Here is a 13,319-nt window from a genome sequence, read left to right as displayed (position 1 = left end):
AAAATTCAGTCCGAACCAACAGCCCACCTGCAATACCACCTCCTTTCTAAAAACACCGGTGCAGACCCTGATCTGATCCGTTGTCAGCGGCACCTCTAATACCACTTCAAACCCAACGCCACCACGCCCTCCAGCGGAGCGAGCCTTGGCTCGTCCGGAGCGAACCACCAGCGTTGACATGGTATTTAAGTGGTATTAGTTTTTCGCCATCACCGGGCGACAACACTCCAATATCCGCATCGGAAACCGCACATGAATCACATCCTGACCCTGCGCCCTGACGACACCCAGCCCACCCCGCTGTACCTGCAACTGGCACGCAACCTGGAAGCCGCGATTCATGCCGGCCTATGGAAAGCCGAACAGGCGCTGCCGTCGGAGCGCAACCTCAGTGAGACACTGAACATCTCCCGCGTGACCGCCCGCAAAGCCCTGGAAGTGCTGTTCGAACAAGGCCTGATCCGGCGCAGCCAAGGCTCAGGCACCTTCATCACGCCACGCCTGGAACAACCGCTGTCGCGGCTGTCCGGCTTCAGCGAAATGCTCCGCCTCAAGGGGTTCGTGCCCAGCTCGCAATGGCTGGAGCGGGAAATCACCCAGCCGACCCACGAAGAACTGATCCGCCTCGCCCTGTCGCCCTACGACAAAGTGGCGCGCCTCAAGCGCTTGCGCAAAGCCGACGACACCGTGATGGCCATCGAGATGAGCACCCTGCCCGCCTCGATCATTGCCCAGCCGCAAGCCATCGGCGATTCGCTGTATCAATACCTCGACAGTATCGGCAAGCCGGTGGTGCGCGCCCTGCAACACATTCAGGCGATCAATGCCTCGGACGAGTTCGCCGCCCTGGTGGGCATCGCACCTGGCACCGCCATGCTGCTGATGACCCGGGTCGGCTACCTGGAAGACAACACCCCGATCGAAGTCACCGACACCTATTGCCGCAACGACTACTACGACTTTGTAGCCGAACTGCGTCGCTAAAAAACGCGCCGTCAGCGCCTGAGAGCTGCCCTATGTCCGAAGACAACATCCTCACCGCCCAAGGCTGGATTCGCGGCCGGCTGATCCATGAGCACGGCCGGATCGTGCGCATCGAAGGCCAGCCCTGCGACCCGGCGGACAACGACTTGCCATACCTGCTGCCGGGCTTTATCGACCTGCACGTACATGGCGGTGGGGGCCGGGACCTCATGGAAGGTACGCCCGCCTTCGAAACCATTACCCGCACCCATGTTCGCTTTGGCACCACGTCGCTGCTGGCCACGACCATGACCGCGCCGACCGAAGAGATCACTCGCGTTCTGGGGCAGGTCGGTGAATTCTGCGAACAGCGTCTGGAAGGCTGTGCCCGGGTCCTGGGCGTGCACCTCGAAGGGCCGTACATCAACCCCGGAAAACTGGGCGCCCAACCGAACTTCGCTCACACCGCGTTGCTGGCCGAGGTCGAGGCCTATCTGGCACTGGCGCCAATCCGGGTGATCACCATTGCCCCGGAAATCGCCGGTCACGACAAACTGATCCGTGCCTTGAGCGACCGTGGCGTACGCATGCAGATCGGCCACACCCTGGGCAGTTACGAGGAAGGCGTCGCGGCACTTGAAGCCGGTGCCACCAGCTTCACCCACCTCTACAACGCCATGAGCCCGTTGCATCACCGCGAACCGGGGATCGTCGGCGCGGCACTGGCCCACGCCCAATACGCCGAATTGATTCCGGACCTGCTTCATGTGCATCCCGGGGCGATCCGCGTGGCCCTGCGCTCGATCCCGTGCCTGTATTGCGTCACCGACTCCAGCGCCGCCGCCGGCATGCCGGATGGCGAGTACAAGCTGGGCAGCCACACCGTGACCAAATGCCTGGGTGGCGTGCGCTTGCCCGACGGCACCCTGGCCGGCAGCACCCTGACCATGGATCAGGCCCTGCGCAACCTGGTGAAGATCGGCCTGCCACTGTGCGAGGCCTCGCAACGCCTTTCGCAATTTCCCGCCGACTACCTCGGCCTCCCTGAGCGCGGCCGCCTGCAACCCGGCGCCTGGGCCGACTGCGTACGCCTGGATCGCTCACTCACACTGACCGCCGTGATGGTCGAAGGAGAAGACATTGACTTCAAAAATGCTTGAAGAGGCCCTGTCCTCGTACAAGGCTGTCGAACGCCAGTTGCAGCAACTCGATCCACAGATGATCGAGATCGCCGGGCGCCTGAACCGTCAGCCACCGCAAGTGGCGATGACCGTCGCCCGTGGCAGTTCCGATCATGCCGCAAGCTACTTCGCCTATCTGGCCATGCAGCATGTAGGCGTACCGGTGGCATCGTTGCCGATGTCGGTGGTCACCCTGCAGCAGGCGCCGCTGAAGGTCAGCGGCCAGGCGGTATTCGCTTTCTCGCAGTCCGGGCAGAGTCCTGACCTGGTCAACAGCCTGCGCCTGTTGCGCAAGCGCGGCGCCTTGAGCATTGCCATGGTCAACGCCGAGAACTCGCCACTGGAGGCCGCGTGCGAGTTCAGCCTGCCTCTGTGTGCCGGCACTGAAAGCAGCGTGGCCGCGACCAAAAGCTTCATCGCCACCCTCACTGCCAGTGCACGCTTGATTGCCCACTGGAAGCAGGACGCCGAGTTGCTGGAAGCCGGCCTCGCCCTACCCCAGGGGCTGCGCGAAGCCGCAACCCAGGACTGGAGCCTGGCCGTCGATGTCCTGCGCGATTGCCAGCGGCTGATGGTGATCGGCCGTGGCGCCGGCTTTGCCATCGCCCAGGAAGCCGCCCTGAAACTCAAGGAAACCTCGGCGATCCAGGCCGAAGCCTTCAGCAGTGCCGAAGTGAAGCACGGCCCCATGGCCCTGATCGACGACCACTATCCGCTGCTGGTGTTCGCCCCCCGGGGTGCCGAACAGGCTGGCCTGTTGAGCCTGGCCGCCGAGATGCGCCAGCGTGGTGCCCATGTGTTGCTGGCCGCCCCCGATGACATCGGCGAACGCGACCTGACGCTGAGCCGCGCCGAACACCCGGCGCTGGACCCGATCCTGGCGATCCAGAGTTTCTACGTGATGGCCGCCGGCCTCGCGCAAGCCCGTGGCATGGACCCTGACCAGCCACGTCACTTGAGCAAAGTGACCCGCACCCACTAACACGCCTGAGTCGAGTAGCGAGCCATGCACAACAACAATAAAGAACTGACCCTCAGTGCCCCGCTCAGCGGTCCGGTGCTCACGCTGGCCAAGGTCCCGGACCCGGTGTTCGCCAGCGGCGCCATGGGCGACGGGATTGCCATCGACCCACTCAGCGATTGCCTGCATGCGCCCTGCGATGGCGTGATCATTCAGGTGGCCCGCACCGGGCATGCACTGACTCTGCGGGCCGACAACGGTGCTGAAATCCTGCTGCACGTGGGCATCGATACGGTCGAGTTGAAGGGCGAAGGCTTTGCCCTGCTGGTCAAAGAGGGCGCACGGGTCAACAACGGCCAAGCGTTGGTGCGCTTTGACCTGGACCGCATCGCCCGCCAATGCAAAAGCCTGGTCAGCCTGATCATTCTCACCAACAGCGATCAGTTCGAACTGCAACCGCTGGCGCAGCACTCGGTCACCCTGGGAGAGCCGCTGCTGCGCATCGTGGCGCGCCAGGTATTAACCCTTCCGCCGGCACCCGTCGAAGATGCCCATCGCGAAGCCAGCGCCAGTGTCCGCGTGACCCACCGCGGCGGCCTGCATGCGCGCCCCGCCGCTCTGATTCGCAAGACCGCACAGGGCTTCAGCAGCCGGATCGAGTTGCACGTTGCCGGCAAGTCGGCGGCCTGCGACAGCCTGATCGGCCTGATGGGCCTGGGGATTGGCGAACAGGATGAGGTGCAAGTCACCTGTCGCGGCAAGGATTGCGAGGCGGCGCTGCAAGCCTTGCTCGCCGCACTATCGGTGGTTAGCCACGAGGACGCCCCCGCCCCGGTAGCCGTTCCCCCGCGTCGCGCGCCCGCCGAAGCCGGAGTGTTGCAAGGTGTCTGCGCCGCCCCCGGGCTGGTCTGCGGGCCATTGTTCCGGTTGAACGGGATTGAGTTGCCAGCGGACCCGCGCAATCACTCGGCTGACGAGCAACTGCAACAACTGGATGGTGCCCTGGAGCAGGTTCGCGGCGAAATTCGCCACACCCTGGACCACGCTCGTCAGCGCAAGGAGCTGGAGGAAGAAGAAATCTTTGCCGCCCACCTGGCGCTGCTGGAAGACCCGACCTTGCTCGAAAGCGCCACCCGTGACATCGAACAGGGCAGCGCCGCCACCCACGCTTGGCGTGATGCGATCCAGGCCCAATGCGCGGTGTTGCTGGGGTTGGGCAAACCGTTGTTTGCCGAGCGCGCCAACGATCTGCGGGACTTGCAGCAGCGGGTATTGCGCGCGCTGCTGGGCGAGGCCTGGCATTTCGAGTTGCCGGCCGGCGCGATCGTCGTCGCCCATGAATTAACCCCCTCGGACCTGCTGCAATTGAGCGAACAAAACGCCGCTGGCATCTGCATGGCCGAAGGTGGCGCAACCTCCCATGTGGCGATTCTCGCCCGGGGCAAAGGCTTGCCGTGTGTGGTTGCGCTGGGCGGCGAGGTGCTGGAGGTGCCTCAAGGCCAGCGGGTGGTGCTGGACGCCGCCAACGGTCGCCTGGAGCTGACTCCCAACGAAGCACGCCACGCCGAAGTCCACCAGATCCGCGATGCGCAAAAGCTGCGACGCCAACAGCAACAAACCCAGGCACAAGCGCCGGCGCAGACCCGCGATGGCGTTGGCATTGAAGTAGCGGCCAATGTCGCTTCCAGCCGCGAGGCGCAAGTCGCCTTTGAAAACGGCGCTGACGGCATTGGCCTATTGCGTACCGAATTCCTCTTCGTTGATCGTCGCACCGCGCCTGATGAACAAGAGCAACGCTTGGCCTATCAAGCCGTGCTGGATGCCATGGGCGACAAGCCAGTGATCATCCGCACCATCGACGTCGGTGGCGACAAGCAACTGGACTACCTGCCGCTGCCGGCGGAAGCCAACCCGGTACTCGGCCTGCGGGGCATTCGCCTGGCCCAGGTGCGTCCGGAACTGCTGGACCAGCAACTGCGCGCCCTGCTGCAAGTCAGCCCGTTGGCACGCTGCCGGATCCTGCTGCCGATGGTCAGCGAAGTCGACGAGTTACTGCACATCCGCCAACGCCTGGATGAGCTGTGCGCCGAACTGGCGCTGACCCAGCGCCCGGAGCTGGGGGTGATGATCGAAGTGCCCGCCGCCGCGTTGATGGCCGAGCAGTTGGCCGAACATGCCGACTTCCTGTCCATCGGCACCAATGACCTGTCCCAGTACACCCTGGCCATGGACCGCGACCACGCCGGCCTTGCCGCACGGGTCGATGCCCTGCACCCGGCGCTGTTGCGGCTGATCGCCCAGACCTGCGCCGGTGCGGCAAAACATGGCCGTTGGGTCGGCGTGTGCGGCGCATTGGCGTCCGACCCAACGGCCACCCCGGTACTGGTCGGCCTGGGCGTGAGCGAGCTGTCCGTCAGCCCGCCGCAAATCGCTGAAATCAAGGACCGCGTCCGTCACCTGGACGCGGCGCAATGCCGGCAACTGAGCCAGGGCCTGCTCAACCTGGGCAGCGCCAAGGCCGTTCGCCAAGCCTGTCAACACCACTGGCCGCTGAGCTGACAACAACAAGAAAAATGGAGACTCGCCATGTACCAACACTTTATCGAAGGCCTGCAACGCCTGGGCCGCGCACTGATGCTGCCGATCGCGATCCTGCCCATCGCCGGCCTGTTGCTGCGCCTGGGCGACACCGACCTGCTGAACATCGCGGTGATGCACGACGCCGGGCAAGCGATCTTCGCCAACCTGGCGCTGATCTTTGCCATCGGCATTGCCGTGGGGTTTGCCCGAGACAACAACGGTACGGCGGGGCTTGCAGGGGCGATTGGCTACCTGGTGATGATCTCCACACTCAAGGTGCTGGACTCGACCATCAACATGGGCATGCTCGCCGGGATCGTCAGCGGCCTGATGGCCGGCGCGCTGTATAACCGTTTCAAGGACATCAAACTGCCGGAGTACCTGGCGTTTTTTGGCGGACGACGGTTTGTGCCGATTGCCACCGGGTTCTCGGCCGTTGGCCTGGGGGTGATCTTCGGGCTGATCTGGCCACCGATCCAGCACGGCATCAACAGCTTCGGCGTGTTACTGCTGGAAAGCGGCAGCTTCGGTGCATTTATCTTCGGCGTGTTCAATCGCTTGCTGATCGTCACCGGCTTGCACCACATCCTCAACAACATGGCCTGGTTCGTGTTCGGCAGTTTCACCGACCCGATGACCGGTGCCGTGGTGACGGGCGACCTGACCCGCTACTTTGCCGGTGATCCGAAAGGCGGCCAGTTCATGACCGGCATGTTCCCGGTGATGCTGTTCGGCTTACCCGCCGCCTGCCTGGCGATGTACCGTAATGCCCTGCCGGAGCGGCGCAAGATCATGGGCGGGATCTTCTTGTCGATGGCCCTGACCTCGTTCCTCACCGGCGTGACCGAACCGATCGAATTCGCCTTCATGTTCCTCGCGCCCTTCCTGTATTTGCTGCATGCGCTACTGACCGGTTTGTCGATGGCCATTACCAACTTGCTGAACATCCATCTGGGTTTTACGTTCTCCGGTGGTTTTATCGACATGGTCCTGGGCTGGGGAAAATCCACCAATGGCTGGTTGGTGATGCCCGTGGGCCTGGCCTACGCCGTGGTCTACTACAGCGTGTTCAGCTACTGCATCCGGCGCTTCAACCTGAAGACGCCGGGGCGCGAAGACACTCAAGTCGCACCGGCCGAAGTCATGAGCGACCATCAGCGTGCCGGCGCCTACATCCGGGCCTTGGGCGGCGCCGCCAACCTGCTGAGTGTCGGAGCCTGCACCACGCGTCTGCGCCTGGACATGGTGGATCGCAACAAGGCCGTGGACGCCGATCTGAAAGCGCTGGGTGCGATGGCTGTGGTTCGGCCAGGCAACGGTGGCAGCTTGCAGGTAGTGGTCGGGCCGATGGCCGACAGCATCGCCGACGAAATCCGCTTGGCCATGCCAATGTCGGGCAAGGCACCGTTGCCAGGCACAGCCATGCCGCCTCAGGCGCCCCCTGTCGCAACGCCTCAGGCTCAACAATGGCTCGATGCGCTGGGCGGCCATGACAATGTGCGGCAACTGGACTGCGTGGCCATGACCCGTATTCGTCTGCAACTGGCGGACAACAAGGCGCTCTCGCAAACCGCGCTCAAGGCGCTGGGATGCCAGGGCGCCAGCCTGCTCGATGATGGTGGCGATGGTGTCTGGCACTTGCTTTTGGGGGACAGGGCCTCGGGCCTGAGCGAGGCGCTCGAGTCACTGATCAAGCACAACACCGAACGCGCCAAGGCCTGATCCCGATATCTATTTACCGCCTGCCTACAGGCACCGCCCTGCATGCTGATGACTTCACTTATCAGCATGGAGAGCGTGCCCATGAATACTGCCAGCCCCCGTACCTCCACGTCATTTGACGAAATCAAAGGCTATCTCAACCAGATCGGCCAGTACCTGTTTCAGGTTGAAACTCCCTGGATCCCCGAAAGCCAACCGTCGGCCGAACAACGCTACCTCAATCGCTTGAACGGCCTGATCCAGACGAGCCGCCAGCAATATCTCGACAAGGCCCGTGCCCACTATCAGCCATTGAAAGACAGCAACCTGCACAGCGAGGAAGGGCAGCAACTGCTCACCACCCTCAAGTCCACGCTCAATGACCATCTGCTGGAACTCGATCTGCGCCACCAGATTGACGCTAAGCCACGCAAGTCCTTCATGACCTACGATGCCGGGTTCACCGCGCTGGAGCACGAAGCCAGGCTCGGCGTTCAAGACCGTCTGCTCCACCCGCAGGAAGCCGCCATAGTGGAGCGGGCACCGCTGTTCCCGACCCTGCGCCCGGGCCTGTATGCCTTGCAGTTCAGTTATCAGGAAAACAGCGTTGAGTTGGCTGGCGCCTTTGTCGTCACGGAAAAAAACAGCCCGCAGGCAAGCGACTTGAGCACGGCGCAAGACGTGGGCCAGGTTCTACTGTTCACCCCGGCACGCGGCATCGAATCCTTTGACTCCCTGGCCCTGCTCGACAACCACCTGTTGCAGAGCCTGGATCACCCCAGCGGCCAGCGTGAATTCAAAGCGTTGCTGCCGGTGCGCTATCACGCACTGAGCGCCGCCGGTATCTGGCCACTGCAATTGTCGCCCATCGTCGACAAACCGTTGTTCGAGCACACCGACGGCGCGCTGATCGACAGGCGTACCCAGGATATCGACCACGCCTTGAGCCTTGTGGATAACCCGGCCCAAGACCCGGCGCACGTGATCAATGCCCTGGACCAGGCCATCACCGCCGCCATGCCCGACCTCACGGCCCGCCTGGAGCTCCGAGCGCAGACCCTGCTTGAGCGCTGCTTGCGCTACAGCGCACCCGACTGGTATCGCAGCGCCAGCGAAGCCGCCCGGGCCACGCTGGCGGAACATCTCAATGGCTATAACCAGGCCCGACAGACCCTGCTGAACCTGCTGGCTCCCGCCACAACCCCCCAGAGCCTGGCTCGCCATCAATGGCTTGAGCGCCTGAGCGACGAGCTGGATATCCATGACCTGGAACCGGAGCACTTACAGCTCAGCACCCGTCGTTTCGTGGCTAACGTCGGCCACTACGATCACCAGCGGAACCTGATCGAACTGGCCCTGCGCGGCCTGCATAGCGGTGACGAAAGCAGGGGTTCCCCCTTCCGGACCCAAACCACCCTCACCTACAACGACGCGCCATTGCCCGAGGCCTACCAGGACGTGACACCCACCTGGCTCGCGCAGCAGATGACCAGTCTGCAACCGCGCATCGACTTTGCCAATGTGCAACGGGCACTGCATGCCCGAGCCGAAGTCAGTACCGCCATCGAACAGATGCTCGACCGACGCATTAACGCGCTGGCCTACACCGCCGTCCTGCAAGGCCACATAAGCGAAGACGACTTCCAGTTGATCCAGCACCTGCGCCAAGGCACCGACCCTCGACTCAACGCCGACACTCTCGGCGCCAGCTCGCTTGCGCTGCACGATGCGCAACTTCTGGATCTCTGGGTGCTGCGCCGCACAAATGCCAGCGGCACAGTCGACCGTATCCTGCTGTGCACACCCGAAGCACCGCGTGAGCAGCAGTTTCATGCCTTCGACACGGAGCTGGCGTGCCAGCAGCACATCCTCGGCTGGACGCTGGGCAATGGCCTCAATCCCCCTCCCGGCAGCCTGACCGACTACTTGATCACCCGCCTGCCCTTGCGCTTTCGCAACAGCATGAAAAACGTACTGAGCGGGCTGACCTTCAAGTTTCACGCCCAGGAGTACAAAGAGGTCGCCTTCATCAACACCGGTACCCACGCCGAATGCCTCAAATCGATGGCGCGTCATGTACTGGTCACGCGTATAGACGACTACGCGTTCAGCACACCGGGCTGGTATCGCTCGACCACCCACGAGAGCAGAAGAATACTCGCGACACGGGCTGAAAATGCCGAGGGCGCCCTGGATGCCTACAGCGCACATCCCTTGTCTGAAACCCAATTCCCCGACTTCAACGCCTTTTTGCATGAAAACGCCAAACGGCGATTGAACGAAATGCTCGGTCGCCCTCGAAACGATGTGGACCCGGACACGGTCTGGGTTTACTCGCCAGCATCGCTGGTCGGCACTCCCGATTCCCCGCCCATGACGTACACCCGGCTCTATCGTGATGGCTATGCCGACGGCGTGGGTTTTCTCGATGAAAAGTTTTCCCGTTCGGCAACCTTCAAAGGGCCAGAAGGTATCGATCTGCGCGCCCTGACAGCCGAAAAGGTCGCACGCTCGGTAACCGGTGCCTGGATTGGCGAGCGCTACATCGACAAGGTCAGGAGCGAGCTGTTGAAGCCGGACGACTCCGCCTATGCCTTCCGACGTGATGCAGTACTGGCCATCATCCAGCAACAACTGCTCAGCGCCGCCCTGGAGTCCAGGCTCAAGGGGGACATCGCCAACGTCGACCTGCAATGGCTTGAGCAAAGCATCTCCAGCATGGCCGACACTTCGCAGGCAACCCGAGGGACCTACGCCATCCATCGCTTGCTGGTGGACGGTGACTGGGTCATCGATAACTACCTGTTCAGCCACGGCACAAACCCCGTGCTGCTTTACACGCCGCAGGCACCCGACGGGGTCAGTTTTCGCGAGGCCAGGCAGTTCAATTACCTGCTCAAGAAAACGCCCGGCATGATTGCCTACTTCACAAATCGGGTCGGCGTGTCCTCTCAAGTGCGGGTCCGCCAGTTTCTGGAAGAGGCCCGCCAAGGGCTGCCCGAAGACCTGGACAGCAGCAGTACCAGCCCGGCGCGTTACGACTCAACGCGCACAGTGCCGCCGATATCCGACCTGCGCCAGGCGCTGTACAACATGAAGCTGCAACGCAAGATCGATGATGTGTACGCCACCACCGTCAATCGCACACAGATGATTACCGGTATTCTCTGGACCTGCGTGGAATGGGGCGTGGCCATTGCCACCGCACCATTCCCGCTCCTGAGCTTGAGTACCGGCCTGCTGCTGGCCTTCAAAGACGCCATGCTCGCGCTGCACGCCTACCATCAGGGCGATACCGCCGCAGCCCTTGAGCACTTCGCGGGCTACTTGCTCAACAGTGCCGGAGCCGTACTGACAGACCTGCGTCCGGCATTACGCTCACTCAAACCCCTCGGCAAACTGGCACGCCTGCCCGCTGCCAAGGCAGAGCCGGTACGGGCAATGAAGTTGATCAAAGCGCTGGAGCCTGCGCAGCCGACGCCAGTGGGCATGCAATCGGTGATCTTCGAGGGGCAACACCTTTGGGCCCCCAACACGCCGGATGTCATTGGCCGCTACTTGCTGTATCGCCTCGACCCTGCCAGCGGGAAATTGGTCTCGACCACGCGTGTGGCCGCACCGAACGCCGAAGGCGTCTGGAAACGTACAGGGGTTTCCGGTGGGGCTCCGGAGTACGAAGCACTGCCTGAAACGCCCAAGCCGCTTAGTGTCTATGAGATGCCCGAGAAAAAATGGCGTGACCTTGTGCCTGTCCTGGACCCACAGGTACGGAGCACTTTGCTCCGCTTGAACACCGAGTATGATATGCCCCCCGGCTCCATATTGGGCTCTGCCGCAGACAGTATGAAATCGCTGCACGGTATTTACGTGCAACAAGTCGAACGCCTGACCACGGACGCGCGGAATTTTTTCACCTTCCTCGATCCGCTCCCCCCACCTGCTGCCGTCCCGCCCGTTGAGGCCAGTACTTCATTGGCGCAGCTGATCGACAGCGACGCCTTTGCCGGCAACAAAAATCTGATTATCGGTGCAGTGCCAGGCTCCATCGCCAGCAAACAGGTGTTGATCGAACAGATGGACGCGTTGGTCGCGAAAGGCTTCAAGCGCTTGTACCTGGAATACCTGCCGGGGGATGTCTTCAGGCCGAAGCTTGAAAAGCTCAACAAAGGCAAGTCCTGGCTGAACATCAAGAAGCATCTGCAGACCATCGACACAGCCTTCGGCTTCGCCGAGGACGCGGACTTCTCTTATGTCGCCCTCGTGCGCACGGCCCAAGAGAAGAAAATCCAGATCAAGGCCCTGGACGCGACCACCTCCTATCAACTGGATGACTCCATGACGATGCTGGGTACCTCGCCCTCCACCACACCACGGGACAACAGCCTGAGAAACTTCTACTCCCATAAAGTCATCCAGGCCGATGTGGCCGATGCCCCGGATGAGCGTTGGATCGCGCTGGTGGATCAGTCGCGCTTGAGGACCTTCAATGAAACACCTGGCCTGGCCGACCTGCAAAACGCCGTCGCCCTGCGCATCGACGATGTCGGGTTGGATCAACCGGTGGGCATCTGGGTGGACACCCCTGGCTCGATAACCGGTGACGCGCTAGCCAAAGGCGACTATCGCATGAGCCTGCAAACCCCCTATAAAGCCCCTGCCCCCCTCCAGGCTGTTGCTGCCCCCGGCGCTCAACATTTCGATAATTTTGATATTCCCGGCGCGATGAGGGACGAGATTGATCACCAGTCCCAGAACCGATATGGCCTGGACTCTCGTTACCGCCCACAGGGACAAGAAAGCGGCAAAGCATTCGACATGTTTGTCGCACTGCGAAAGCGCTTGAAGAGTGAAGCCGAGCGCTATTTCACCGAGTACGTGGCGCCCGCAAAGCCAACACTTCCCGAGATAACGGCGGCCACCACGCCCGAATCGTTCCTCAAACAAATCGTCGATGGCCCCTATCCAGGGCTGATACTGGGTGAGGCTCACGGCCAGCAATCGTGCAAGGCGTTCCTACGAACCCAGATGAAAAAGCTCAGTGAGCTGAAATTCGAGACCCTCTACGTGGAACACCTGTGGACGGATCTGCACCAGGCACAGTTGGATGCGTTCTTTGAGTCTCAGCACCTGACCGGCCAGCTCAAGGCCTTCCTGAAAAGCCAGGATGCCGGCCACATGCCGTTCTACACGGGACCCAATACCTACTCGGAGGTCTACCAGGCCGCCGCCAAGTACAAGATTCGCATCAAGGCCCTGGACTGCGCCGCCAGCTATAACCTCAAGGGCATCTCCGACGGCGATGAAACCCGCGCCAGCATGTTCAACTACTTCGCCACCCAGGTCATTCAGGCCGACCAGGCTGCACGTGGGCCACACAAATGGATTGCCTTCGTCGGCAATAGCCACGCCAATCGTTACATGGGGGTGCCTGGGTTGGCGGAAACACTGGGCACAGTCAGTTTGAATATCAGGGACGCCGCGCCCACGCTGAGCAAAAGGATTCACCACAGTGCCTGGGAGACCATCACCACTAAACCTGGCTGGCCCGCGCTACGGTGCGACTTCGACCTGGATGAAGGGGTGGCGGGCATGAAAATACCAGCCCCCTTTACCCCCGTCGACCGTTCGAAATTGAGCGAGGCCGGGTACTTCCTGATCGAGCGCCCCTCCCGCCTTGAAACCAACCTGGTGCACCGCTCCAGTACCGGGGAAATTATCTCCACCCCGATCCAGGTGGACGACAAAGGTCTGTTTTTTATTGATCGTTGGGGCAAGCGCGATCAACGCTTCCTGCACCAGTTCACCTTGATCGAAATGCTTAAAGCGGATGTACACCTGAGGCCCGCACCGTAAGCCCAGCCTGCTGCAACCCGTCACCTGATCGACACGTTTAAAAGGCATGTACAAAAAAACCCGCTGGCCAGATCGGCACA

General features: G+C 62.0%; 6 protein-coding genes. All 6 read left to right on the top strand.

Annotation, left to right across the window (positions count from 1 at the left end):
• Positions 1 to 252: 252 nt before the first annotated feature.
• The gene (locus PspS04_RS04860; RefSeq protein WP_159993949.1) at positions 253 to 984 is read left to right on the top strand and encodes a GntR family transcriptional regulator; all 732 of its coding nucleotides are present in this window, start codon (positions 253 to 255) and stop codon (positions 982 to 984) included.
• A gap of 32 nt (positions 985 to 1,016) precedes the next feature.
• The gene (nagA, locus tag PspS04_RS04855) at positions 1,017 to 2,123 is read left to right on the top strand and encodes an N-acetylglucosamine-6-phosphate deacetylase (protein ID WP_159993947.1); all 1,107 of its coding nucleotides are present in this window, start codon (positions 1,017 to 1,019) and stop codon (positions 2,121 to 2,123) included.
• Entirely contained in the window at positions 2,104 to 3,126 is a 1,023-nt protein-coding gene (locus tag PspS04_RS04850; RefSeq protein WP_159993945.1) for an SIS domain-containing protein, read from the top strand. The genes nagA and PspS04_RS04850 overlap by 20 nt, the downstream gene beginning before the upstream one ends.
• A gap of 24 nt (positions 3,127 to 3,150) precedes the next feature.
• Positions 3,151 to 5,664 (top strand): phosphoenolpyruvate--protein phosphotransferase, encoded by a 2,514-nt coding sequence (gene ptsP, locus PspS04_RS04845; RefSeq protein WP_159993943.1) that lies wholly within the window; start codon positions 3,151 to 3,153, stop codon positions 5,662 to 5,664.
• Between the two features lie 27 nt (positions 5,665 to 5,691).
• Positions 5,692 to 7,407 (top strand): N-acetylglucosamine-specific PTS transporter subunit IIBC, encoded by a 1,716-nt coding sequence (gene nagE, locus PspS04_RS04840; protein WP_159993941.1) that lies wholly within the window; start codon positions 5,692 to 5,694, stop codon positions 7,405 to 7,407.
• 81 nt (positions 7,408 to 7,488) lie between these two features.
• Entirely contained in the window at positions 7,489 to 13,239 is a 5,751-nt protein-coding gene (locus tag PspS04_RS04835; protein WP_159993939.1) for a membrane-targeted effector domain-containing toxin, read from the top strand.
• Positions 13,240 to 13,319: the final 80 nt, after the last annotated feature.

Origin of the sequence: Pseudomonas sp. S04, from assembly GCF_009834545.1 — a bacterium.
In the GTDB taxonomy this organism is placed as follows: Bacteria; Pseudomonadota; Gammaproteobacteria; order Pseudomonadales; family Pseudomonadaceae; genus Aquipseudomonas.
This window is presented reverse-complemented; position numbering and strand designations above follow the sequence as displayed.